This window comes from Desulfolutivibrio sulfodismutans DSM 3696, from assembly GCF_013376455.1.
GTDB classification, from domain to species: domain Bacteria; phylum Desulfobacterota; class Desulfovibrionia; order Desulfovibrionales; family Desulfovibrionaceae; genus Desulfolutivibrio; species Desulfolutivibrio sulfodismutans.
In genome coordinates, this window is record NZ_CP045504.1 from 3,297,750 (window position 1) to 3,323,372 (window position 25,623).

The following is a 25,623-nucleotide window of genomic DNA, read 5'->3' on the forward strand; positions in this document are numbered from 1 at the left end:
GTCCTAGGCCCTCCCTTGCGAACGCCTGTAGAGCGTCGCCATGTACCAGCTGAGTCCGATCACGGCCAAAAGACAGAGGAGAAAGACCGCCAGGGGCCCGTACTGCGGGGACACGGCCAGTCTGTCGGGATGAACGTACGGCGCCAGATAGGCCGTGCGCACCAAGTCGCGCATGCCGGCCATGAGCGCCGCCGTAGCCACGACGGCCAGGGCCGCCCGCATGGGCTGGCCGCGCAGGCCGAAGGCCAGGGCGGCGGCCACGGCCAAAAGACCCGCCAGAAAGACCGTCGTATGCAGGCCGCTTTTGCCCATAAAAAGGAGCATCACCTCGGTGGGCAGGGCCAGGAGAAACCAGACCCCCAGGGCGATCTGGACCATGGTGGCCCGGTTGAACCAGGCCAGCCCCAGGGACATTCTGGCCTTGGCCGCCACCTCGTGCCGGGCCGCCGCCGGGGCGTTTTTCACGGCGATGAAAAGACCGCCCACGGCCAGGGAGGCGGTGACGAAGTGCAGCCAGCGCGGGAAAAACGTGGGGTCGCCGAGATTCAAAATGGTTCCCCCGGGGGTGGCGAAGTAGGCCATCCAGGCCTCGGGGCGCTGCAAAAGGCTCATGATGTTGGTCATGATGAAGCTGACGCCCAAAAGGAGCACTGCGGCCAGAGCCAGGGCCGGGGTGCGTGTGACGCCTTTTTTCATCCCGTAGCTGAATATGTAGAGCAGATAATAGGCGGCCATGGCCAGGGCGGGGACCGCCAGCCAAGAGACCGCCGACAGCACCGCCGCCGTGTACAGATAGCCGCCAAGGAGCACGGATACAAAAAGCAGCGGCGGCACACCCAGGTTGACCGTCAGGGCCAGGACGGTGGGCAGGGTTCTGGCCAGGGACGGGGTGGGGGAGCGCCTGCGCCCGTTGCTGGCCAGGGCGATGAACGTCCCGCCCAGGATGACGTTCATGAACAGGAGATGGGCGGTGAAGGTCAGAAGCAAAAGCGCCTCGAAGATTCCCCAGGGGGCGGGAATGGTCACCAGCGGCGGGGCAAGGGATGCCGGGTCCATTTCGTATCGACCTCCTTTTTGGGTGAACCGCCGCACGAAAATCCGGATGTGGCGGTGGGCAGGTTCACCGTGCCGCGTAACAGTGCCGACGGGTCGGCGCAAACCGGGAAGACACTAATGCTGTCGCATACTCGCGCGTCTCTGGAAAGCGGGAAGTTTGCACGAAAGTATTTTCATACTTTTCCAGTATTCAATACAAAGGGATGGCCCGCCGACCCTGGCGCCGGTGCGGGCGAAAGGCGCATCAGCCCCGCGCGCCCTCGGGCCGCCCGGCCAGCCCGCAATAGCCCTTGTCCTCGTTTTGCGGCGAGGAGGCGTTGCGCCACATCATGCACATGGGCCCCTGGCAGAACTTCATCTTGTCGTCATGGGTCATGAGCAACGGACAGTATTTGAACTTGGCCTCGTGTTCGGTCTGGTACATGCGACATTCTCCTGTCATGAGGTGAAGGCCACGACCACCAGGGTCACGTCGTCCTCCTGGGGGGCGTCGCCGCGAAAATCGTCCAATGCCTGGGCCACGGCCGCCACCACAGCCGCTGCGCCGCGTTCGGCCGTCTGGCGCACGACGTGCTCCAGGCGCGTTTTCCCGAACATCTCCCCATCGGCGTTCCGGCTTTCCCAGATGCCGTCGGAGCCCACCACCAGCACCGCCCCGGCCGGGACGGCCTCAAGCTGCATGTCCTGGTAGGCGGCGTCGTCCAGGACGCCCAAGGGCATGCCCCGGCCGCCCAGTTCCGTGAACGAGCCGGTTCCCGGATCGTAGAGCATGGCCGGATCGTGCCCGGCCCGCGCCCAGCGCAGGGACCGCCCGGCCGGGTCGATTTCGACGTAATAAAGGGTCATGAACCGGCCCGTGCCCATGGTGTCCAGGCACAGATCCCGGTTTACCCCGGCCACCACCGTGCCGGGCGTGGCGTCCAGGGCCGCCCGGGGGCGCACCAGGGCCCTGGCCGTGGCCATGAGCAGGGCCGCCCCCACGCCATGGCCGCACACATCGCCCACCACCATGCCCACCCGGCCCTTCTTGGCGCCCGTGAATTCAAAAAAATCGTAATAATCCCCGCCGGTTTCATCGCAGTAGATGCTCAAGGCCGCCATATCCAGCGCGGCCAGGCGGGGCGGGGCCTTGGGCAAAAGCCGCAACTGCACCTCCATGGCCAGTTCCAGGGATTCGCGCATGCGTACCCTGTCCGCCAGTTGCGGGGCCATGGCGTTGAAGATGCGTCCCAGTTCGGCCAGTTCGTCGTGGCCTTTGGGATGAGCCCGGGCCGTAAAATCCCCCGTGGCCAGCCTGCGCGCCGCCCGGGCCAGATCGGCGGCCGGGCGGGTCACGGTGCGCGCCCCGAGAAGCGTGGCCGGAAAGAGCACCAGCATGACTGCGGCGGCCACGATGCCGGAAAACGCGACCTGCTCGGCGATGCGCCGTTCCACGTAGCTTGCCGCAGCCGACGCCTCGGCAAGCACCTCGGCCACAGGCGCGATCTGGAGCAGGGCCTGCCCCGGCCCGGCCGGGGCATAGGCCCACAGGCTGTCGCGGCCCTCGAAGGACAGACGGCGCACCCCGGCCCGCCCCTCGGCCACGTCCCGGGCCACCTCGGTGAAAATCTCCTGGTTTTCCGAGCGCACATGTTCCGGCTCCACCCGGGTCAGCCAGCCGTGGCGGCCGCGCCCGGGCCGCGATCCGGCGGCGGCCAGCAGTTGCCGTTCACCCTCCCGAGCATCGGCGGGCGTGACGGCGGTGACCAGAAACGAGGCCAGTTCGTGGGAGATGTGTCCGCCGGGGGTCAGTTCGGCCAGCAGATCGTCCAGGGGGGTGGTGATGGCCGTGACCCCGAGGGTTTCTCCCGAGGCGTCGCGCATGGCCAGGGCCACGGTCAGGACGATGCGCTCCAGGGCCGGAGCCATGTAGGGCAGGGTCCACACGGGATCGTCCGTGGGCCCGGCGGCCATGGCCGAGCGGTACCAGAAGGAGTCGCGGGGATCGAACAGTCCGGGATGCCTGCCTTCGGTAGTTGTCACGGCGGTCAGGCCGTTGGCGAGGGCCACCACCCGCCACAGGGGCGGGCCGTCAGGTCGGCCGGGATGTGCGACATCGTCCGCCAGAGGCCTGAGCCGGGCCATCTCCGGGCGCAGGGCGCGTAGGGAAACGCCGGGCGGGGCGGTGAAGAGCAGGGGGGCGTCCGTGAGCACGGCCGGGGACAGGACGCCGTCCGGCCCAAGCAGCCGATAGCCCGAATCCGCCGACCCGTCGTGTCGCGGCTGGCCCGGGTTCCGGAGTCTGATCAGAAAGGGACTGCCTGCGGCCGAGTCCGGAGCGGGGCCGAGCAGACGTTTTTGCACCTCGCCCGCCTGGAGCCGCAGGAGCAGGGCCAGATTGTCCCGCTTGGCCTGCAGAAGCCGGGCATGGTCTTCCACCAGATCGGCCATGCGGCCCGTTGCCTCGCGGACCAAAAAGGTCGTCACATGCCCGGACAGTTCCTCCCCCAGTCGCTCCATGCCGCGCACGGCGTTGAGGCGCAAGGCTACGAACGGCACCAGGGAAAAGCCCAAAAGCAGAAAGAAGAGCTTCCAGCCGAGCTTCATGGCTTGACTCCCGGGGGAACACAACGGGCGGGCAGGTTCATAGTGCTGATGATATCTCCGTACGGGAGCAACGGCAATGGGTTAAGCATCCAGTGACAGTGAAGAAGGCGCGCTGGCCGTCGTTTGTCTCCGGCTCCGGAAGACAGAGGGATCGAACGAAAATATACGGGTGCGGCTGCGACTTCCTTGGTGCATTTTTTTCAGATTACGGGTATACAGGAATTCCACGTTGATGCTGTAAGGTTCATCGTACCGCACTTTTTCCAGAAAGGTTTGAGCATGCCGAAAACAAATGGTCTGGGATCGACGGAAAGGCTTTTGGGAATTGTCCGAAATGGCGGTAACGGACAGAATCAGCGTCTGTTTCGCATCGTGCGAAACGAAACAGTGGACACGGAGGCCACGGAATTCGGTCGAAAGAACGAGCGGTTCTGCGAGATTTTGTCCCTTGATCGGATTCTTCCCCGCCTCAAGCAGCAATTTGACGCCATTTGGAGCAACATCCTCCTGACGCGGGGCAAGGCCCCCAGCAGCGTGCTTTTGACCTCCGCCTCCAATGGAGAGGGCGTAACCTACGTGTCCGAGCGTTTGAGCCTTTACCTGGCCCAGACCTACGGCCACAAGGTGCTCTACGTGAATATCGCCGATTCCATGGCCGCTGCGGAGGCCCCGGCCGGGCCATCCCCCGAGGAGGTCATCGACCGGCTGACCACGGGCGAGGATCTGGACAGTCTGGTCATGGCCTCCGACGTTCCCGGGCTTTACGTCATGAGCCTCACCCTTGCCGGGGGGCAGCATGCCTTGCCCTGGCTTTTGCCCGAGCGCAACGTCATGGAAACGCTTTTGGCCTACGCCCGGGAACGCTGCGACATCATGATCATCGACGCCCAATCCGTGCTGACTGCCCCATGGACGGCCACCATGGCCAAGTCCGTGGACGTGAACCTCCTGGTCTGCCGTTTTGCGATCACCCGGCGCGAGGTGCTCAACGCCCTGCTCGAGGCCTTCAAGGCCGCGGGCGTCACGCCGCAGGGGGTCATTCTCAACGCCCGGCGTTACAGCGTTCCCCAGTCGCTCTACAAACTCCTGAAATAGTCCCCGCGGACAAAGGGAACATGACTGCGCGCGTGGTGTTGCATGTGATCGACGCCCTTAACGTCGGGGGCGCCCAGGAACTGGTTCTGCTCTTGGCGCGGCAGGCGCCGCCCGGGCAGAAGACCGTCGTGTGCGTCCTGCAACCCGATCTGGCCATGCGGGAGCGGTTCCTGGCGGCGGGGGCCGAGGTTGCGGCCCTGGGCCGGAAGCGGCCGTCCATCTTCTCTCCCGGGCGTTTCCTCGCGTATTTCCTTTGCGGGGTGCGCGACGTGGTGCGCCTGAGCCGACGCCTGAAGGCGGACGTGGTGCAGTGCCACCTGGGGGACGCCGAGATCGTCGGCATAGTGGCCGGGAGGCTGGCCGGGGTCCGCAAGACCCTGGTCACGGTCCACAACCCCATCCTGTATCATGAGCGCCCGGCGGGCGATCCGCGAAACCTCCTGCACCGCGTCTCCCTGGCCGTCCTGTACCGCCTGGCCTGGCGGGTGGTGGCCGTGTCCCGGCAGACCGAGCATGTCCTTCGCCGGGAGCTGGGCCTTGCGCCGCCCCGGCTGGCCTGCGTGGTCAACGGCGTGGACGTGGCCCGTTTCGAGGCCATGGTCCCGTCCGCTGCGGCCCGTCGCGAGTGCGGGGCCGGGCCGGACGATTTTTTGATTTTGAACATCGGCCGTCTGGAAGACCAGAAGCGCCAGGACATCCTGCTTGCGGCCCTGGCCGAGATGGCCGAAAGCCAGCCCCGGGTCCGCCTGTGCCTCGCCGGGGCGGGCAGCCGGGAAGACGATCTGGCCCGTATGGCCCGGGAGTTGGGCGTTGCCGACCGGGTCCGCTTCCTGGGGGCGCGCAGCGACATCCCCGAGTTGCTTGGCGCGGCGGACATGGTGGCCGTGGCCTCGGTCTGGGAGGGGACCTCCCTGTCGCTCATGGAGTCCATGGCGGCGGCCAAGCCCATTGTGGCCACGGACATCCCGGGGAACCGGGAGCTCCTCGACCCCGGGCAGGCCTTGCTGGTTCCGGCTGGCGACGTCCGGGCCATGGCCCGGGCCATTGTCGCGCTGATCGCCGATCCGGCCATGGCCAGGGCCCTGGGGAAGGCCGCCCGCGACAAGGCCCGGCGGTTTTTCGACATCCGGAACGTTGCGGCGGCCTATCAGGCGATGTGGGCCTAGTATTGCGTTCGGTCATCACCGTTATGAAAACGAATTTTTTGCGCCGCCAGACACGCGGTCATCCGGCGGACAGGGAATCGGCCGTCACCGCCGCCGCCGGGCGGGGGGCGGGAACGTCGCCAGAGGAATGCGCATGACCCGGGCAACCGATGCCGGACGTCTGATCGCCGTGACCGGAACCCGGGGCATCCCGGCCACCTGGGGCGGCGTGGAGCGCCAATGCGAGGAATTGTATTCCCGACTGGCGGCCAGGGGCTTCGACATCCTGGTCTACGCCCGCCGGGGGTACGTGGAGGCCGGGGTGGCCAGCCATCGGGGGGTCGCCGTCAAGACCCTGCCCGCGCCGCGTTCCACCCATTTCGAGGCCCTGGTGCATACCTTTTTGTCCGTGCTGCACATGGCCTTTGTTTCCCGGCCGCGCATCGTGCACGTCTATTCCCAGGGGCCGTGCCTGCTGTTGCCCCTGGTGCGCCTTGTGTTGCCCCGGGCCACGGTCTTTTTCACCTGTGGCGGCCTGGACTGGCGGCGGCGCAAATGGAACGGCCCGGCCGCCCTGGCCCTGCGTCTGGGCGAATGGTTTTCGGCCCGGCTGACCGATGTGCGGATCATGGTCTCAAAAGACCTGGCCATATCCTACCGGGAGCGGTTTCACTGCGACTGCGAGGTCATCCACAACGGCGTCGCCCTCCCGGGAAAGGCCGATACCGGGCGCCTGGCGGACATGGGCCTGGACCCGGGCGGCTATGCCCTGTCCGTGGGGCGGCTGACCCCGGAAAAGCGGGTGGAGGACATGGTGGCCGCCGTGCTGGGCATGGCCGACCCGATGCCCCTGGCCGTGGTCGGGGACGAGGCCTCGGGGGCGGGCTATGCAAAGCGGCTTCGCCAGCAGGCCGGGGGATGTCCGGCGGTGGTGTTCACCGGTTACCGGTTCGATGCGGAACTGGCCGCCCTGTTCGCCGGGGCCATGGTCTTCGTCACCGCCTCGGATCTGGAGGGGTTCCCCCTGACGCTTCTTGAGGCCATGTCCTACGGCATCCCGTGCCTGGCCAGCGACATCGCGCCGCACCGGGAGGCCCTGGGGGACGATCATCCCTGGTTTTTCCCCGTGGGGGATGTCTCGGTCCTGGGGACCCTCCTGGAGGCGGCCGCGGCCTCCCCGGACCTTCGATCCGACATTGGGGAGCGGGGCAGAAGGCGGGTGAAAGAGGCGTTCAGTTGGGAGAGGGCGGCCGACGCCCTGGCAGCCCTTTACAACCGGGCGTTGGACCGGACGTCCCCGGAACGCGGGAAAACGGAGCGCCCATGAGCGACAACAGACGACTGGTCAAATCCTATGTGATCCTGGCTGCGGTGCTGGTCATCGTGTTGAACATGATCCTGCTGTTTCATGTTCCCGACTTCCTTAAAGGGCTTTGGTAAGCCATGTCATACTCTCTTCTTGAAGAACGGCGCAGGCTGGTGGAACGGCTGACCACATCGGCGGACATCCTCGGGGTGGCCGGGGCCTACCTGGCGGCCCTGGCCCTGTGCCTTCCGGCGGAGTCCGTGGCCTCCTGGGAGAGCGATTTTTTTATCTCCCTGCGGGTGCTTCTGGCCAACACCCTGGAGCTGCTTGTGCTGGTGGCGGCCCACTTGAGCCTTCGTCGCAATGGCCATCACACGCTGGCCGGGGTGCATCCCGGCTGGTTGCGCCGGTTGTGGACCGACCGCCGGGAAACGCTGCTGGCCGACATGGGGCTGACCCTGTTTTTTTGGCTGATCCTGCGGGCCCAGTCCTCGCCGCTGGTCTTTATTCCCCTGTATCTCCTGTTATCGCCCCTTTTCGGGGCGCTCTTCCGTTTCCTTTTGTCGCTTTTGCTCAGGTCCGGGTTCGTTCGGCGCACCCGCCTCAACCTGATCGTCGTCGGGGCCAACGACCGGGGCCTGGAACTGTACCAGGAGAGCCAGGACTATCCCTTCCTTGGGTTTTCCATCCTGGGGTTCGTGGACAGCGGCAACTACTGCGGCCAGGACATCCCCCTGCTCGGGGGGCTTGCGGACCTGCCCGCCATCCTGCGGGAGAAGGTGGTGGATGTCCTGGTCATCTGCCTGCCCATCCGCAGCCATTACGACGCCATCGTGACCGCCATGCGCGACGGCGAGGACCAGGGGATCCCCAGCGAATGTCCGGGCTCGTTTTTCCCGCCCAATTCCTGCAAGACGGGCGAGGATCCCTCGGGGCAGCCCATCCTGTCCATCTGCCCGGTGGCGGCCCCGGTCAGCCCCCTGTACAAGCGGGTTTTCGACGTCGTCGGGGCGCTGGTGCTGCTTGTGGTCTTCGCCCCGGTCATGATCCTGGCCGTCATCCGCATCAAGCTCGAGGACGGCGGCCCGCTGCTCTACGTCCAGCCGCGCGTGGGCCTGAACAAGCGCATCTTCAGCCTCTACAAGTTCCGCTCCATGATGGTCGACGCCGAATCGCGCCTGCCGGATCTGGAGGGCGTCAACGAGATGGACGGGCCGGTCTTCAAGATTTCGAGCGACCCCCGGGTGACCCGGGTCGGCCGCTGGCTGCGCAAATACAACATCGACGAGATGCCGCAGCTTTTCAACGTGCTGCACGGCGAGATGAGCATTGTCGGCCCACGGCCCATGTCGCTTCGCGACTACACCCGCCTGACCGACGACTGGACGCGCCGCCGCTTCACGGTCAAGCCCGGCCTGACCTGCTACTGGCAGACCATGCCCAACCGCAACGCCATGCGGTTTTCCGAATGGATGACCCTGGACATGCGCTACATCGAAAACTGCAGCCTGTGGGAGGACGTGGTGATATGCCTACGGACCATTCCGGCCTTGTTGCGCGGCTCGGGCGTCTGACGGCGGCGGCCCTGGCCGCCCTCGTCCTGTGGCTTCCGGCCAGGGCCTGTCTGGGGCAGACCGCCCTGGAAGACGTGAACGAAAATTCCAAATACTATCTGCTGACCCTCTCCGGGCTGGCCGGCAAAAAGTCCTTTCAAGGCGTCCGGGGCATGCTCGTCCTGTCCGCAGCGCCGCCGGACTCGAACAACAACTATGTGGTGACCATCAACGGCTGGCCGGAAGACAACGGGGTAAACACCTTCGTCTGGAACTCCAAGGACTCGCAGATGGAGTCCCTCTCCGGGCGGATGACCTGCCGCATCGCCAACTCCTATTCCGTCTCCCCGAACATTTTCTTTTTTCATCTGAGCCCGGCCCTGTTCAAACGTGAGGGCATGCTCACCCAGCGTGAGGGCGAGCGCATCCGCCAGGTGCTCAAGGAGGCCCTGCCCACCAAGGTGCAGGCCGTGGCCGGGGAGCTCACCCTGGACTTCACCGGGCAGCAGGTCACCGGGCAGGTCTGGATGAATGGATACGACTTTGTGGAAAAGGCCAACGTCCGCTACCGGGCGACATTTCAGGGAGAATTGACTGGTGAGCTCAAGTCCTCGCGGCGCGTCCGCAATCATGAATAGGCTGGTGCTGTTCGTCGCCCTGTTTCTGGCCCATTCCCTGGTGGCCTGGGCCGCAGGCCCGGCCCTGATCCCGTCCGGATACGGCGGCGGCGGGCGGTTCACGGCCCTGGCCGTGGACCCGGGCGACCCGAACCGGGTCGTTGCGGGCTCGGACGTGGCCGGGCTGTTCGTGAGCCGCGACGGCGGGGACACCTTCGCGCCGCGCGGGGCGGGCCTGGGCGGTCTGGCCGTGGCCGGGCTGGCCTTCGATCCCGGGCGGCCGGGAACACTGGCCGTGCTGACCGACGAGGGCCTGTATCTCAGCCGGGACGGCGGCGACACCCTGGCCCGGCTGGGAGATATGGGCTACGGCGACCGCTTTTTCGGCTCCCATCTGCTGGTCCCCCTGGGCGACGACCTTCTCGTGGCCACCCGGTCCCGGGGCGTCTTCCGCGTGGCCTGGCGGCAGGCCGCCCCGGCCGTCACCCCCGTGCCCGGGCTTGAGGGCCGCAAGGTCAACAGCCTGGCCCGGCTTGGCGACGACCTTTTCGCCGCCACCCCGGCCGGGGCCTTTGTGGTGCGCGACGGCCGGTTCGTGGCGGCCAACGCCGGGCTCGGGGCCGGGAGAAATCTCACGGACATGGCTGCCACGCCCGAGTCCGGCCTGTTCGCCGTGGAGGAAAGAAGCGGGCTGTGGCGCTATGACGCCGAAAAAAACACCTGGGAGCGGCCCGGTCCCCTGCCCGGGCTGCCCCCGGGGGCCAAATCCCCGGCCCGGTTTAAGGCCCTGGGCCTGGACCCGGCCGCCCCTGGCCGGGTGTTTCTGGCCACGCATCCGGACTACTGGCCCTATCTGTTGTTCGTCTCCGACAATGGGGGCCAGCGTTTTTCGCCGGTCACGGCGTTCACCCTGGCTCCGGACGGCCCGCCCAACTATCCCACGGGCCTGGAATCCGTGGAGGCCCTGGCCTTTGGCCCGGACGGCAAAACCGTCTTTGTGGCCGACTGGTGGAACCTGTGGAAAAGTCGCGACGGCGGCAACCGCTTCGAGCAACGGCACAAGGGCCTGCAAAACACGGTGGTCAACGCCCTGGCCTCCGTCCCCGGCCAGCCGGAAGCCATCCTGGCGGCCACGGCCGACAACGGGCTCATGGTCTCGTCGGACGCCGGAACGACCTGGGCCCGGAGCATGGCCGGGGTGGTCGACGGCCACGTCAAGGACATCCGCATAAGCCCCAAAGATCCGGCCAAACGCTATCTCCTGGCCGAACCCTGGAAGTCCGGCGACGCGGCCGGAACACGTACCCTGCACCTGTACCGCACGCTGGACGGCGGCGCGTCCTGGCAGGCCCTGCCGGTTACGGTCCCGGCCCGGACCCTGCCCGGGGCCTTCGCCAGCGGCCGTCCCACGCTTTTGGTCATTGATCCGGCCGACGACGACGCGGTCATGCTCGGCACGGGCGGGCACGGCCTGTTCCGGGTGGACGTCCCGGCCTTGATCCGGGGCGAGGCCTCCGCCGTGGCGGACATCGGGCGCGGCCTGTCCCGGCCCGTTTTTTTCGGTCCCCAGAGCCTTCTGGCCTTTGCGGAAAAGCCGGGCCTTTTGGTGGCGGCCACCGTGTCCGGGGGGATATGGCGCAGCCTGGACGGCGGCCATACCTGGACGGCCGCTGCGGCCCCGGGAGGCTTCGTGTTCTGCCTGGCCGCCGATCCCTCCCGGCCCGGGCATCTTCTGGCCGGACTGCCGGAAAAGCGCCTGCTGGAAAGCCAGGACTACGGGGCTTCCTGGAAGGAGCGGGCCCTGCCCGGGGCGCGTCCGCCGCACATCCCCGTCCAGGCCATGGCCTTTGATCCGGCCCGGCCGGGGCTTGTGGCCGTGGGCACGTCAGCCTACGACAACAAGGCGGCGGATGGGCTGTACGTCAGCCGCGACGGCGGCGCGACCTTCTCCCGGGTCGCAACGGAGACGGCCCCGGTGGGCGTGACGGCCATTTCCCCCGGCCCGGGCGGCCTGTGGGTCGGCTTCAACGGCCTGGGGCTGTGGCGTCTGCCGGACGGGCGGTAGTGTGGGGAGCGCATGAAGAAAAGACCTGTGCTTGGCGTGCTCGTCTCCACCCTGGCCATCGGCGGGGCCGAGCAACTCCTTTTGGAGCTCCTGCGCCGCCTGGACCGGGACCGCTTCGAGCCGCGCCTGTACTGCCTGGGGGAAAAAGGCCCCATGGGCCAGGAGATCGAGGCCCTCGGCGTCCCGGTCAGGTCCGGCCTGGGAGGCGGTCCCCTGCGGACCATATTCCGCCTGCACCGGGTCTTTCGCCAGGACCGCCTTGACGCCCTTTTGCTCATCAACCACCGCAACTGCCTGTTTTACGGCGTGCCTGCCGCCCGTCTGGCCGGGGTGCGGGCCATCGTCAACTGGCAAAACGAGACCTTCAAGCGCCACCGCCACCACGAACTGTACATGTTTGTGCGTCGGGGCGTGGTCTGGGGGCTGGACGCCCTGGCGGCGGCCTCCAAGGGCCATGCCGGATATCTCGTTACGGTGGAGGGCGTGCCGGTGCGCAAGGTGCTGGCCATTCCCAACGGCGTGGATGTGGCGGCCTTTCGCTCGGAACTGTCGCCGCAGGAGGCCCGCAGGCACCTGCACCTTTCCGAGGCTGGAAAAACCGTCGGGATCATCGCCGCCCTGCGCCCGGACAAGGCCCATGAGGTCTTTTTGCAGGCCGCCGCCCGGGTGGCCGCCGTGGCCCCCGACGTCCGCTTCCTGGTCGTTGGCGACGGGCCGCAGCGCGCCTTTCTGGAGGGGGAGGCTGCCCGGCTGGGCCTTGGCGGCCAGGTGCGGTTTCTGGGTTTCCGGCGCGATGTGCCCGATATCCTGGCCGCCCTGGATCTGGTCGTGCTGTCTTCCGACCCCCGGCAGGAGACCCTGTCCGTGGCCGCCCTGGAGGCCCTGTCCGCCGGGGTTCCCATGGTCGCCACCCGGGTGGGATTCATGGGCGAGATCGTCCGGGACGGGGTGACCGGCCGTCTGGTTCCGCCCCGCGACCCCGAGGCCCTGGCCGGGGCCATGCTGGACCTCCTTGGCGACGACGCGGCGCGCCGGGAGATGGGCCGCCGGGCCAGGGCCCTGGTGGGCCAAGGGCACACGCTTTCGGGCATGGCCTGCGGCTTCGAGGGACTTTTCACCGAGCTTTTGGCCGGAAGGCCGCCACGGCGAAACCTGTGCCCCCTGTCCCAGCGTCGGGTGTGCCTTGGGCTGTACTGGGCCGAAACGGGGCAGTGGCGGCTTCTGCACCGGCTGCGTCGGGAACTGGCCGCCGTGGAATACGTCCGGTTGGGCGACCGCGCCCGGCGCGTCCTGTCCCGGCTGGGCGGCCTGTCCGCCTGGGCGTCGGCGGCGTGTCTGGCCGTGAAGCAGCTCTCGCGGGCCTGGCGAAGCGACGCGATCCTGTCCTGGGCCCTGCCGCTTGGGGTCTGCACGGGGCTTGCGTTGCGGCTTGTCCCGCCCCGGTTGCGGCCGGTCCATATCGTCCGGGACTTCCACCTAAACCTCTCCCGCACGGATACGGCCTACCGCCTGCGGCTGGCCGTGTTGCGCCTGGCCCTGCCCGGCATCGACGCCCTGTGGTGCACCTCCGAGGCGGAGCGCGCGATCTACGCCGAAATGTTCGGGCTGCCTGAGGCGGCCGTGTCGTTTTATCCGGACGAACCGCCCAGCCAGTATCTGGAACTGCCAGACGTCCCATGCGCGGGGTACGTCTTCGCCTACGGCAACAGCGACCGGGATTTCGAGGGGCTTCTGGCGGTGGCTGACCGGTTCGGCCGGGAGGTGGTGATTTTGAGCCAGACCTTCGCCTTTCCCGAACCCCTGCCGCCGAACGTGCGGGCCGTGCGCACCAGGGTGTCCGAGGCGGAGATGGTGAGGCTCATCCAAGCGGCCGCCGTGGTGGTGGTGCCCACCAGGGACCGCCGCCTGGCCGCCGGGCAAAACGGGCTTTTGGAGTCCATGGCCCTGAGGCGGCCGGTGGTGGCGGCGGCCAATGTGGCGGTGCTGGAATACGCCGACCACGGGGAGGAGGCGCTTTTCTATGAGCCGGGGGACCGTGAGGGCCTTTTGCGGGCCGTGCGGGCCGTGCTGGACGACCCGGACGAGGCCCGGGAGATGGGGAGGCGGGGCCGGGAGCGGTGCCGCCGGATGCTGGCCGAGCAGCCGTTCCGGTTTCTGGCCTTACTCTCCAAGGCTCTGCGGCTGGCCGGGAAGTAGTTCGCGGGGCCGGGAAGGCGGCCTACAGGAGCCGCCCCAGCTTCTCGCCGACCAGGGACGCTGCATACCGGCCCAGGTGTCCGATGTTGCGCAGGGGGCTGCGCAGCACGCTGAACGTGTAGTTGATGCTCATCTGGCAGGAGCAGCGGTTGCAGGCCGGGGGGAACTTTCCGTCCCGGACGGCCTCGCGCACCGGGCGCATCTTCTCTATCAGGGCGGACAGCGGCGCCTCCTGCACGTTTCCGGCCGGGGACAGCAGGGCGCAGGGCAGAACCGATCCGTCGGCGTCCACGAAAAGCTTGGTGGCGATCTCCAGGCAGGAGAAATCGTTCAGGCAGCGCCGCATCCACAGGGACGACCCGTCCAGACAGTGCTCGAAATACTGGCGCATCCACGGCGCGACATGGGGGATGTTGGTGCGCACCCCTTCCTTTCGGGCCAACCCCGCAAGCTCCTGGAAATAGTCCGGCAGATGCTCGATCTGCTCCCTGGTGGGCAGCATGTCGCTTTTATCGTCCGCCGTCACGTCATGGTAGTTGTTCCAGACGTGCAGCGGCTGGAAGTTGATGTAGTCCACGGCGTGGGTCTTGGCGAAGGCGATGACCCCGGGCAGGTCCGCATAGTTCTGGCGGCAGACGGTGGTGTTGATGTTCACCTTCAGGTCGCTTTTTTTCAGGATGCGGATGCCTTCCGTCGTCCGTTTCAAAAATCCCTTGCCGCCGCGCAGGAAGTCGTGGATTTCCGGGCGGTAGGATTCCAGGGAGATGTCGATCCACTGGGCGTTTTTGAGCAGGTCGAGCTGGGCCGGGAGGAAGTTTTCCACCAACAGGCCGTTGGAGACCACGGAAAACCGCAGATCCAGGGCCAGGATCTTTGCGATGAGCTCCCACACGTCGCGGCGGAAAAACGGCTCGCCCCCGGAGAGGTAGATGTGCGGGATGCCCGCCTGCCTGGCCTCCTCGAACAGGGAGAAAAGCCGCGCCTGATCCAGTTCCCGGGCCGCATCGAGCTTGTAAGCCTCACAGTAGCGACACCGGGAGTTGCACCGGCTGGTGATGTTCACAAACAGGCAGCCGTACCCCAATTCGCCCCGGTTATATTGTCTGACCTGATCGATCATGCCCAACAGTTTGTGTAGCATTGGCGAGCGCCTTGCGGATGTGTGCCGCTGTGTTGTGGTGAGCCGTTTAGGCCTGATGAGTCGGGATAGTATGACGTCGCCGGGGCAAGACCCAGGCCGGACATCCAGGCGAAGATGCCCGGGAATCTAGCATGCGGCGGGGGGGCGAGGCAATGGCCGGGGGGCGGGGACGGGCCACGTCGGCATCCCCGTTACGTCCTGTTCCGCCCCCAGGGCAGGACCATGCCCAGGCACCAGCGGATCTCCGTGTCCCGGGAAAGGGACAGGCTCCCGAGAAAGGCCGCCCCGAACATCAGGGCCGCCGCCGGGAAGGCCCACAGCCCGGTGAGGCCCAGGCGGGTCAGCCCGGCCCGGACGGCGACGGCCAGTCCGGCCGCCAAAAGGGTGGCCCCGGCCACCTGGAGAAAGGGCCACAGGCGCGGCGGTTCGTGGAAGACGCCCAGGGCCCGCTGGATGATGGCCACAAAGATGGTGCAGGTCAGGGCCACGGTCACGGTGGTGGACATGGCCACGGCCTCCGGGCCGCCGATGGTCCGGATGAACCACAGGTTGAAGAAGGCGTTGCAGACCATGGTGATCACGCCCACGATCATAAGCGTCATGTTTTTTCGTAGCGCCGTGAAAAACACCCCGTTGAGCACGGCGTAGGAGGCAAAAACCATGCCCGCCGCGTACCAGGACAAGGTCAGGGCCGTGGACGCCACAGCCTGATCATCGAAGGCCCCGCGCCGAAGCAAAAGGGTGACGATCTCCGTGGAGAAGATCAGGACGAACGCCGTCATGCCCGCCGAAACCATGCACAAAAACAACACCCCGCGCCAGAACACCCGGCGCATGCCCAGGGCGTCCCGGGCCTCGGCCTGCTCGCTGACAAAGGGGAAGATGGCCTTGGCCGCCGCCACCACGAACAGTTGCAGCGGCAGGTCGTTGATGCGGTAGGCGTAGCGCAGGGCGGACACCGACCCGGAGGGCAGCTCGGTGCTCATGACCTGGTCCACCAGGATGTTGGAGTTGACCACCAGGCCGCCGATCACCAGGGGCCAGGCCAGAAGGAAGAACTCGCGCAGGCAGGGCGTGACCGGCGGCCGGGGCGGGCGCAGGGGAAAACGCGCCCCGCGCAGGACCACGGCCATGACCAGCGCCTTGACGCCCGTGCCGATGAGAAACCCCATGGCCAGGGCATGCACGCCCATGTCCCCGAAAAAGCTCAGGGCCGCGATGATGGCCAGATTGATGCAAAGCTGCGCCCCGTACAGGGCGGCAAAGGACTTGTCGGCCTGCAACACCCCGGCCAGCACGGCCGCCCCGCCTTCCAGGAAGATGAGCCAGACCAAAAGGCGCACCAGGGATTCCCCCAGGGCCTTTTCCCCCTCGGGAAACCCGTAGCCGATCACGGCCATGATCGGTTCGGACCAAAAGGCGCAGGCCACAGTCAGGACCAGGAAAAACAGGATCGCCGCCGAGCCCAGATTGGCCAGGTTGCGCGAAAGCTCCCCCGGCCCCCGCTCCCGCCAGGTCATGTACAGGGGGACCAGGGCCGAGACCACGGCCTGTCCCAGGAGCATGGCCAGGATGGCCGGGAAGGCGTAGGCCACGTTGAAGACGTCCAAATCCCGGGAGACGCCGAAGCGGTAGGCGAAAAGCATCTCCTTGGCCAACGCCAGGATCTTGTCCAACAGCGTCAGTCCCACGATGATCAGGGTGGAGCGGCGGATGCCGTCCATGACCTCCTGGCTCATGGCGTGGCGCTCCCGGCCAAAGGGGCGACGAAGGGCCTGCCTGGTGCTGCTGCCGCGAATGCCGCGCGGGGGCAGGGCCACGGCCGCATCAGATGACCGCGTCCAGGGTTTCGGGATGCTCCAGCAGTCGGCTGGCCAGCCCGGCGAAGGTGAAGGTGGCCACGTTGATGAACGGGCACAGGGAGGCCTCGACAAAGACGTTGTTCACCAGGGCCGCCGTGATCCCCAGGGTGAGCAGGATGATGGTGTTGGCCCAGGCGTCCCGGTCCACCCGGGGGTTCCGGGCCAGGGCGTACAGCCTGCGGAAGATGAGGATGAGCAGGCACAGGTAGACGGACACGCCGATGACGCCCAGTTCCACGGCCATGCCGATAAGATGGTTGTGCTGGTTGTCCTGGTAGGTCTCGGGAGAATCCGACACGGAAAAATGGGCCAGGCCTACGCCGAGGACGGGATGCTCCCGGATCAGGCGCAGGGATTTGGCGATGAGTTGGAAGCGGATGTCCACCTCCTCCATCTGGGCGATACCCCCGCGCTCGCGGCTGGAGGAGAACAGCCGCTCGGTATTGGCCGCGACGGCAACCAGGCACAGGGTCAGAATGAGGGGGGTCAGCTTCCATCTTTCCCCCCGGCTGCGGAGGAAAAACAGCACGGTCCCAAGGGCCAGCAGGAAGACGAGATAGGCCGACCGGGTGGACGTGAAAAACACCCCGACGAAGAAAAGGGGCAGAAGGATCAGGATCAAGAACCGGCGTCCAGGCGAGACCATGGGCCGCAGCATGAGGCCGGCCACAAAGCAGATGGTCATGGCCAGACCGTTGAAGGCGGCGTTGAGCAGCGGCCCCCTGGAGCGATCCAGATGCAGCAGGATGGTTTTGTCTGTTATGTAGGACGGATAGATCAATGCGTCGAGGTGGAATCGTTCCATGATGGCAATGATGCAAAGAAGGATTCCAAGGGAAAAAAGCGTTCCGAGTAATATTTTTATGCTTCTGTCGTCTTGAAAGAAGTATTTCACATAGAAAAAAGCAAGGAATGGAGTAAAATAACCTGTGAAAAAAATGTACCATGGCTTTGGAGCATGTTGATATAATGATGTGAATCCGTTGATCAACATGGATACAATGCAAATAATAAGAAAAACGATCATTACAAATTCAATGCGGCGGTCGCCATGGATATTCACTGTCTTGAAAAGGATTTGCGTGAATGCCGCGACGCCAAGCAGCACGAAGAGAACGCGTTCCACGGAGAGGTCAAAAAGGCCGGGGATCTTATACGACCAGAAGTAAGTGTTCCACATGACCACCGAAACGATCCACAGACTAAACAAAATCGGAAAGAAGGTATAATGCGACGTGCCCGGGGACGCGGCCCAGGCCCGACGCAGGATAAAGAGCCCCGTCAGGCCCGCCAGGGCCAGGATGGCGACGCCAAGGGCCAGGAGCATGGACTACGCCCCCGAGTGGGGAAGGGAGCCCAGAAGCGGCACGTCGCACCAGCGTTCGATATCCTCCGGAGTTTTGATGGAGTGGTCGAAGAAATCCAGGGTGAAGGCTGCGGACAGGCCCAGGAAAATCCCCAGGAAAAGGCCCAGGACGGCCAGGCCGATGCGGTTGGGCTTGTACGGCGTCATGGGCTCCACGGCGGGATCGACCAGGGTCACGATCAGGTCGGGCCGGGACAGGGAGTTGGCCTGCCGGGCCTGTTCCAGCTTGGCGCTGGCCTCGGCGTAGGCGGTTTTCGCCAGCTCATAATCGTTTCTGAGGAAGGCGTAGGTGGAGCGCAACTGGGCCGTGGCGCGCAGGGAATCCTCCAACTGGGCAATGGCCAGATCCAGTTCGCTGATCATGCTGGTGATGCTTTCCGCCTGGATCCGTCTCCCCTCCAGGTACCGCCCGGTCTCGTTGCGCAGCAGTTCGATGTTGGCCTCAAGCTCCTGCTTCAGGCGGCGCAGGGGCTCGTACTGGGGGGTGAACTGGGTGTCCATTTCCTGGATCTGCATGCGCAGTTGGGCCACCTTGTACCGGTAGGCGGTGATGGTCTTGCCGCTGCCTTCCATGTCCGGCAGGATGGCCGGTCCCTGGTCGCCGGCCATGCTGGCCTCCAGGTCGGCGATGGTCCGCTCCAGCCCCACAAACTCTTCGCGCAGGGCCTGGCGCTTGGTCTGGACCGCGTTGAGCTGGGTCTTGGCCCCTGTCTCGGCGTTGGCCTTGTTGCCTTCGAGATTGAGGATGTCCACCAGGGCCAGGGCGTTTTCGCTCTCGTAGGCCTTGAGCAGATCCGCCTTCTCGCGCATGGTCACGTAGAGGCTGTCCACCTGCTGCTTGAAGAAATCATAGGAATATTCCGTGCGCTGTTTGGCGATCTCCTCGAAGACCGCCAGATAGGCCTGGGAAACCTCTTTGACCATGTTGTAGGCCATGCGGGGATCGCTGTCGTCGAAGCTCAGGATGAAGTCGCTGGCGGCCTCGAAGCTCTCGCCCTTGGGCGGCCCCACCTCGATGTCCTTGCCCAGTTTCGCCACCAGCTTCTGGTACTCGGCCTCGGTCTTCCCGGGATACAACGCCTGGGCCGCGCGCATGAGCACCCGGTTGGACAGGATGATCTCCTTTTGTCCCGAGAGCATCCGCATGTATTGGTTCTTGGAGTCGGTGTAGACGTCCTTTTGCAGGGGATCGATCTGCTGGCTCATGCTCACCGAGAACTTGGCCCGGCACAGGTACTTCGAGGGCAAAAGGACCGCCAGGGCCAGAAAGAGCAGGAACGTCGCCCCGGCGATCTTGAGGATCAATCTTTTATGGTAAAAGATAATAAAGATGATTTCACGCAGGATATTGCCCGCTTCGCGGTTGGTGTATCTGTCGGTCATGGTGGTCGCCTTTCCTGCTAATTATTATTATTGACGTTGAGCGACGGGGTGATGTCGTAATTGACGCTGAAGTTGCTGGTGAACGGCACCACGGCGTACAGCCCCTTGGTGAAGATCTTGGCGATGATATCGTTCATGTCGTCCAGCGTCCCCTTGGGCACATAGACGATGTCTGCGGGCTGCACGTACAGGTCGTCATACATTTTTCCGGTGTCCAGCAGGCGTTGCAGGTCCACCCGGTAGGCCATGGGCTTGAGCAGTCCGTTGTTGCGGAAGACCAGCACGTCGCGCAGGTTGGCGGACTCCTTGAAGCCTCCGGCCTGGCCCAGGGCCTGGGCCAGATTGAGCCGTCCCTGCAATTCGTAGACGCCCGGGGCGTTGACCTCGCCGTAGACGTAGAGCTTGTTGTTGTGGATCTCCAAAAGGATCAGGGTGACCTGGAGGTCGTCGACATATTTGGCGTAGCGCTCGTTGATGATCTTTTCCAGCTGGGGCACGGTCAGGCCCGAGGCGTCGATGTTGCCGATGATGGGGAACCCCACCCGGCCGTCCGGGGTGATGGGCGCGATCTTGCTTTGGCCGCGCGGGGCGGTGGTGATGGCCTTTTTGAGTTCATCGATGCGTACGTTGAACTCCTCCAGGCCCACGTTCACGGAGGGCTGCTTGATGAAGGCCGCGTAGCGCCGGTTCAAATCCGCCGTCACCTCGCTCATGCTCATCCCCGCCACCTTGATTTCGCCGATAAGGGGCAGGGAGACCTTGCCGTCGGCCCGGATCAGGGCGCTGACGTTGAACTGGGGATGGTAGGGGAAGGAAACGCTGATGCGGTCCTGGACGTCGAGGCGGTAGTCCTTCACCGTGATCTCGTGCCGGATGTGGTAGACCACCTCCAGCACGTCCCCGGAACCCAGACGGTAGGTGGGAATGTCCGGGATGGCCTCGCCGTCCAGAACCTTGAATCCAGGGTTGTCCGCAACGCTTTGCGGGGTCAGTTCCAGGCTTTTTTGCTGGTCCAAGACCTCCTGCACCCCGGCCTGGTCCTTGACGGTGACCACCGGATCGGAGGAATCCTTGTTCGATCTGACGCACCCCCAGGCAAAGAGGAGACATGCGGCGAGGACCAGAGCCAGCGTTCCCGTGGCCATACGGCTGGCAGGGCGTGAGGAAGGGCCTTTGTGTTGCGCCTTCAAAGTGGTCATACAGATGTCTCCTGGGGTCGGCATTCCCTGAACATGGCCGAAGTCTGTTCTGTTCCGCCCGGGCAAGTCGGTGTGGGCAGACGTGCGAGGCAGGTTTCCCCAGGCGGCGATGCAGCACCCGGACCTTCGCCCGCAAGCCCTCCCGGCGCACGCGTATCACTTCGCGAAATCAACCTGTTTCACTCGATGAAACTGTGAGGATCCCCATCAGGTTCCCCTGTCCATCCTTCCCGGGGGGAGGGGCTGCCGTCACGCGTTTCAACTCGTTGTTTCCGTTGCCGTCTTTGCTGTTGAGCCGTGTCAGCCCCAAGTTTTCGGCCCGTTGTCGCGAGACCGTTGCCAGGAACTCCACACACGATAAATCAAAAATCGTGCCAATAAAGTCGCCGCCAGGGGCGCTCCTGCCAAAAGGCGCCGGGCGGGCCGGGCGGGCAGAACGGGTGGGAAAAACGAGCGAATGGACAAGCGGGCAGGTCAGCGGATGGGGCGATGCCCGGGACGGGTTCAGCAGGGGCCAAGGGAGCGGAACAGGGCGATGAGCTTCGTTATATGGTCGTCCAGGGAGCCCTGGGCCAGGGCCCGTTCCCGGGCCGCCCGGCCCATGGCCGCCAGGGCCTGCCGGTCAGCCAGCATGCAGCCAAGCTTGCCCGCCAGGTCGGCCGCCGAAGCGGGCGCAAACAGCAGGCCCGTGACCCCGTCCTCGACCAGTTCGGGGATGCCGCCGATGCGCGCGGCCAAAACCGGGACGCCGTGCATGGCGCTTTCCAGCACGGACAAGGGGGCGTTGTCGTACCACCGGCTGGGGGTGACGCTGAGCAGGGCCTTGTCGATCAACCCGGACAGGGCCGGACCCTGCACGAACCCGGCGAAATGGATGCGCTGCGTAAAGCCGGGCCGGACCAGACGCTGCAACTGGTCCTGGTAGCCGCCGACGCCCCGGCCGGCCAGGATCAGGTCCACGTCCGGGGCCAGATCCTGGTAGGCCTCAAGGAGCAGGTCCAACCCCTTTTCCGGGCTGAGACGTCCGAAATAAAGGATGTAATTTCCCTTTTCGCCCGAGGCAGGAGGGACATCGGTATTCACGCCCTGGCGGATGACGTGGATCTTTTTTTCCGGAAAACCGCCCTGGATCAGCTTTTCGCGCATGAACCCGCAGGGGGCCACGAAGGCGTCCACCATGCCGTAGACGCCAAGCAGGCGGTGGACATACATGGCCGCGCCGCGCACCAGGGAGGCCGGGAGGCTGCCCTTGACGCAGCGCCGGATCATGCCGTTGAAATAGGCCCCGGACACGCACCGTTCACAGGGCTGGTTTTTGTAAAGCAGTTGATAGTTCAGGCACAACAGGTGGTAGTCCCCCAGGCGCATGGCCACGGGGATGCCGCGTTCCTTGAAGGCGGCGATGACGCTTGGGGACATGTAGTTGTAGATGTTGAGGATGTAGCCGATATCCACCTGGCCCAGGGCGTCCAGCAGGCGGCGCAGGGCGCGTTTGGCCTCAAAGGACCACACGGCCCGGCCCACCAGCCGGGGCAGCCTGGCCACGGCCCCCAGCCCCCGGGACAGGGTGTTGAAGTGGGTCTGGCCGGGGTCGCCCGGCGGGGGCAGGAAATACGGGGCATACGGCGAGGGGCGGCTCCCGGCGTAGGCCACGGAAAACGGCACGGCCTGGCAGCCGGACTGCGGCAGGCGCTCCAGGATGCGGAACAGGTAGTGCTCCGTGCCGCCGTTGAGGAAAAAATACTTGTTGCAACACACGATCCTCATGCCGCCTCCGTCCCCCGGCCCAGCCAGCGGGCGGCCCACATCTGGAAATTGAAAAGCAGCCAGACCGGCTGGGTGTAAAGCCCCTCCCCGGCGAAAAAGCGGTCCCTGATACGTCCCGCCTCGTCCGGCTCCAGGATGCCCACGCGCGTGAGGTTCTCCCGGCCAAGGACGTTCCGGACCAGGGGGGCGTGGGGGCCGCGCAGCCAGGCGGCCAGGGGGATCTCGAAGCCCTGCTTGGGCTGGTCGGCCAGGCCCCCGGGGACGCGGCGGCGCAGGAGATCGCGCAGGATGCGCTTGTCCTGTCCCTGCTTGACGAGAAACTCCATGGGCAGGCTGAAGGCCATTTCGGCGATGCGGTGGTCCAAAAGCGGGTCGCGGCATTCCAGGGAGGCGGCCATGGAGGCCCGGTCCACCTTGAGCAGGATGTCCTCGGGCAGCCAGAAGGCGAAGTCCCGGCGCATGAGCCAGTCGGCGAGCCCGGCGGCGTCCGTGGGGTCCGGGACATCAAGCGGCGGGAAGGGGTCGGCCGCAGGCGGCGGCATGCCGAGAAGGCGGCTCACGGCCTGTTCCGGAAGGCCCCGGGCGGCGTAGAGATCGACCAGTCCCCGGGGATCGCGGATTTCAAGCAGGTCGAGGAACCGCCCCAGCCGGGCGGCCCGATCCGGGGACAGGGCCGTGCGGCTGGCCCCCAGCAGGCGGGCGTCGGCCAGGCGTTCCCAGGGCAGGGCGCGCAGGCCCCGGGCCAGGGCCCGGCGCACCAGCCTGGGGATGGGCTGCAAGGCCTGGAAAATCCGGGGATAGCGCCCGTAGCCGGTATATCCGCAGAACTGCTCGTCCCCGCCGTCCGCCGACAGCGCCACCTTGACGTGCTCCCGGGCGAAGCGGGACAGGATGGCCGTGGGGATGCCCGAGGCATCGCCGAAGGGCTCGTCGTAGATCTCGCAGAAGTCGAGCATGGCCTCCCGGGCAGTCTCCGGGGTCAGGACGAGCACCTTGTGGGGCACCCCCAGGCTTTTGGCCAGGGCCACGGCCTTGGCCGTCTCGTTGTGGCGGCGTTCGGCAAAGCCGATGGTGAAGTGGGTGATGTCCGCGCCTACGTCCTTTTTGAGCACGGCCGAGACCAGGGAGGAGTCCACCCCGCCCGAGAGAAACATGCCCACGGGCACGTCGGACACCAGACGCAGGGCAAAGGCGTCCCGGCACAATCCGGCCAGTTCCTCCCCGGCCTGGGCGTAGTTTCCCCGGTACGAACCCCGGGCCGTGGCGCCGATGTCGAAATACCGGGTCTCCCGGTAGGATCCGTCGGCCCGGATCGTGGCCAGGACGCCGGGGGGGAGCTTTTTCACGTCGCCAAACACCGTGTCCGGGCCCTCGAAATAGCCGGTGCGGAAGTAGCGGAACAGGGCCCGGCGGTCGATGTCCGGGGCGAAATCCCGGCGGGCCATGAAGGCGCGCATTTCCGAGCCGAACAGGCAGGCCCCGGGGCTGCGTCGGACGTACAGGGGTTTGACCCCCACCCGGTCCCGGCACAGATAGAGGGTTTTTTCCTGGAAATCCCACAGGGCCAGGGCGAACATGCCCAGAAAGCGGGGCACGGCCAAAAGCGGCCCGAAGACCGCAGCGGCGTTGACCGCCACCTCCGTGTCGGATGTACCCCGGAAGGCCACGCCCCTGGATTCCAGTTCGCGGCGGATGTCCCGGTGGTTGTAGATCTCGCCGTTGAAGACGATGGCGAAGCGGCCGTCGGCGCTGCGCATGGGCTGGTGGCCCAGGGGCGAAAGGTCGATGATGGACAGGCGGCGATGCCCCAGGCCGATGGGCCCGTCGATCAGGATTCCGGCGTCGTCCGGGCCGCGATGGCGCAGGGCGTCGCGCATGGCCAGGATGTCGTTTTCCCGGATGTCACGTCCGTCCAGGCGCAGTTCTCCGCAAATGCCGCACATGGCTTCTCCCCTCCGTATCTGCGGCATTGTGCCCTGAATCGGGCCCGAAGCAAATGCCCTGGCGCGAAGAAAGCGTCCTTTGCGGCGGGAATGTCCCGCCTGCGGCAAACGGCGAGGGACGTGAGCGCCGTCCCAGGATCAGCGCGGGGCCTCGGGTTCCGGAATGCCTCGTCCTCCAAGGATTGCCGCAACAGAGCCGTGTGCCGGGTCATATCCGGATGCGTGGCGCGTGATGTCCGCCGGGCTGTCCGCCCGAAGGTCGAAGGGGGGGCGCGGGGTGTTTCGACAGTCGGTTCGTCCGTGAAGGAGGCCGCGAGTCGGTTTTTATCCGTATTGCTGCAGCACGGCGAGAACCTGGCGCCAAAGCGATGTCAGAAGGGCCCTGGTCTTGTCGAAGAGGGAGGCCTCGGCATGGTCCTCCGACGGCATTTCATCCGGATCGGCGGTTTTCGCTGAGAGCAAACGCTTGGCCCGTGACTCCGGGTGGGGATGGCTGGAAAGAAACGTATGCCGCCCTGCGAGGGTGGCCAGTTTGTTCAATGCAGACACAGCGGCGGATCTGTCTCCTCCGATGTCTTCGAGAAAGGCCGCCCCGTAGCTGTCGGCCTGGCGTTCCTCATGCTGGGAAAACTGGGCGTTGGCCAATTGCTCTGAAAAGGCGCCAATCATTGACGCAGCGATCTGGCCGACTTCCGAGTCCTGTGCAGCCAGACCCTTGCGCACTGCGCTCGCAGACAAGGCCAGTATGAGCTGTTTTCGGGAATGGTTTTTTACCACGTGGCCCATTTCATGTCCGAGGATGAAGAGTATTTCCTCGTCGGTCATGATGTCCATCAGGCCACTGTTTATCCTGATGCTGCCATCGGCCATAGCGAATGCGTTGGGAATGTCGGCCAGGTAAACCTTATAGTTGAAATCGCGCCCGTCCCTTTTCTCGTGCCCAGCGATCAGTCGACGAAGCCGCTGGCTGTATGCGCTTCCTTCTGGTGCAACACGGTTTTTCCCATCCGAGGCCAGGGCGGCGCGGCGAGATATCGCGGTTACTTGCTCATTGGTCAAGGTAACAGCTTTGACCGTGTCCAGGGCCGCATCTGCCATCAATCCGATGTCCGTGTTTTCGCAGCCAAAAAGAAAGAGCGCCAAGAGAAGCGCAAGAATGTGCCTCATGAATACCTCTACAGTCGCAAGCTGGAAACACTTGGAGAGAGAATAGGCAGCCCTGTTTCCTGCGTCAACAATGCTCGGCGGACATCCGTCTCCAGCGACCAACCCGCGTTTCTTTCTGCTTAAGCGGTTCAAACGGCAGAGGCACTTAATGACTCCCAGGATTGTCTCAATTTAGG

General features: G+C 65.5%; 18 protein-coding genes. 7 read left to right on the forward strand and 11 right to left on the reverse strand.

The genetic code is table 11. The features are described 5' to 3' along the window. Positions 1 to 3: 3 nt before the first annotated feature. The 3 genes from GD606_RS15085 to GD606_RS15095 form a co-directional block, all read right to left on the reverse strand. Complete coding sequence (locus GD606_RS15085) at positions 4 to 1,056, reverse strand: hypothetical protein (RefSeq protein ID WP_163301423.1); 1,053 nt, start codon at positions 1,054 to 1,056, stop codon at positions 4 to 6. 244 nt (positions 1,057 to 1,300) lie between these two features. Then, entirely contained in the window at positions 1,301 to 1,480 is a 180-nt protein-coding gene (locus GD606_RS15090; RefSeq protein WP_163301422.1) for a hypothetical protein, read from the reverse strand. Positions 1,481 to 1,494: 14 nt separating this feature from the next. Further along, entirely contained in the window at positions 1,495 to 3,642 is a 2,148-nt protein-coding gene (locus tag GD606_RS15095; RefSeq protein ID WP_163301421.1) for a SpoIIE family protein phosphatase, read from the reverse strand. Positions 3,643 to 3,921: 279 nt separating this feature from the next. On the opposite strand from GD606_RS15095, the gene GD606_RS15100 reads away from it, so the two are divergent. The 7 genes from GD606_RS15100 (at position 3,922) to GD606_RS15130 (ending at position 13,619) form a co-directional block, all read left to right on the forward strand. After that, the gene (locus tag GD606_RS15100) at positions 3,922 to 4,737 is read left to right on the forward strand and encodes a P-loop NTPase family protein (protein ID WP_163301420.1); all 816 of its coding nucleotides are present in this window, start codon (positions 3,922 to 3,924) and stop codon (positions 4,735 to 4,737) included. 20 nt (positions 4,738 to 4,757) lie between these two features. Further along, complete coding sequence (locus GD606_RS15105) at positions 4,758 to 5,903, forward strand: glycosyltransferase (protein WP_163301419.1); 1,146 nt, start codon at positions 4,758 to 4,760, stop codon at positions 5,901 to 5,903. Positions 5,904 to 6,036: 133 nt separating this feature from the next. Further along, positions 6,037 to 7,209, forward strand: coding sequence for a glycosyltransferase family 4 protein (locus GD606_RS15110; RefSeq protein ID WP_163301418.1), 1,173 nt, complete (start codon positions 6,037 to 6,039; stop codon positions 7,207 to 7,209). Positions 7,210 to 7,325: 116 nt separating this feature from the next. After that, complete coding sequence (locus GD606_RS15115) at positions 7,326 to 8,762, forward strand: exopolysaccharide biosynthesis polyprenyl glycosylphosphotransferase (protein WP_163301417.1); 1,437 nt, start codon at positions 7,326 to 7,328, stop codon at positions 8,760 to 8,762. Continuing rightward, positions 8,717 to 9,379: a hypothetical protein gene (locus GD606_RS15120; RefSeq protein ID WP_163301416.1), complete on the forward strand. Its 663-nt coding sequence runs from the start codon at positions 8,717 to 8,719 to the stop codon at positions 9,377 to 9,379. Before GD606_RS15115 ends, GD606_RS15120 begins: the two co-directional genes overlap by 46 nt. Beyond that, on the forward strand, positions 9,372 to 11,423 hold the full coding sequence (locus GD606_RS15125; protein WP_163301415.1) for a WD40/YVTN/BNR-like repeat-containing protein: 2,052 nt from the start codon (positions 9,372 to 9,374) through the stop codon (positions 11,421 to 11,423). The genes GD606_RS15120 and GD606_RS15125 overlap by 8 nt, the downstream gene beginning before the upstream one ends. Positions 11,424 to 11,435: 12 nt before the next feature. Further along, complete coding sequence (locus GD606_RS15130) at positions 11,436 to 13,619, forward strand: glycosyltransferase (protein WP_163301414.1); 2,184 nt, start codon at positions 11,436 to 11,438, stop codon at positions 13,617 to 13,619. A 22-nt stretch (positions 13,620 to 13,641) separates the two neighbouring features. Here the strand turns inward: GD606_RS15130 and GD606_RS15135 are convergent, their stop codons facing one another. The 8 genes from GD606_RS15135 to GD606_RS15170 form a co-directional block, all read right to left on the reverse strand. After that, positions 13,642 to 14,760, reverse strand: coding sequence for a radical SAM/SPASM domain-containing protein (locus GD606_RS15135; RefSeq protein WP_163301413.1), 1,119 nt, complete (start codon positions 14,758 to 14,760; stop codon positions 13,642 to 13,644). Positions 14,761 to 14,951: 191 nt separating this feature from the next. Then, on the reverse strand, positions 14,952 to 16,580 hold the full coding sequence (gene murJ / locus GD606_RS15140; protein WP_163301412.1) for a murein biosynthesis integral membrane protein MurJ: 1,629 nt from the start codon (positions 16,578 to 16,580) through the stop codon (positions 14,952 to 14,954). A 7-nt stretch (positions 16,581 to 16,587) separates the two neighbouring features. Next, a complete protein-coding gene (locus GD606_RS15145; RefSeq protein WP_163301411.1) occupies positions 16,588 to 17,427 on the reverse strand; it encodes an O-antigen ligase family protein in 840 nt (279 codons plus the stop codon). A gap of 525 nt (positions 17,428 to 17,952) precedes the next feature. Next, positions 17,953 to 19,371 carry a GumC family protein gene (locus tag GD606_RS15150; RefSeq protein WP_163301410.1) on the reverse strand — a complete coding sequence of 473 codons (1,419 nt, stop codon included), beginning with the start codon at positions 19,369 to 19,371 and terminating at the stop codon, positions 17,953 to 17,955. Positions 19,372 to 19,388: 17 nt separating this feature from the next. Next, a complete protein-coding gene (locus tag GD606_RS15155) occupies positions 19,389 to 20,570 on the reverse strand; it encodes a polysaccharide biosynthesis/export family protein (protein WP_163301409.1) in 1,182 nt (393 codons plus the stop codon). 504 nt (positions 20,571 to 21,074) lie between these two features. Then, the gene (locus GD606_RS15160) at positions 21,075 to 22,337 is read right to left on the reverse strand and encodes a glycosyltransferase (RefSeq protein ID WP_163303465.1); all 1,263 of its coding nucleotides are present in this window, start codon (positions 22,335 to 22,337) and stop codon (positions 21,075 to 21,077) included. Continuing rightward, positions 22,334 to 24,280 (reverse strand): asparagine synthase (glutamine-hydrolyzing), encoded by a 1,947-nt coding sequence (asnB, locus tag GD606_RS15165; RefSeq protein ID WP_163303466.1) that lies wholly within the window; start codon positions 24,278 to 24,280, stop codon positions 22,334 to 22,336. Before asnB ends, GD606_RS15160 begins: the two co-directional genes overlap by 4 nt. A 324-nt stretch (positions 24,281 to 24,604) precedes the next feature. Beyond that, positions 24,605 to 25,447, reverse strand: a complete 843-nt coding sequence (locus tag GD606_RS15170; RefSeq protein ID WP_163303467.1) for a M48 family metalloprotease — start codon at positions 25,445 to 25,447, stop codon at positions 24,605 to 24,607. Between the last annotated feature and the right edge of the window lie 176 nt (positions 25,448 to 25,623).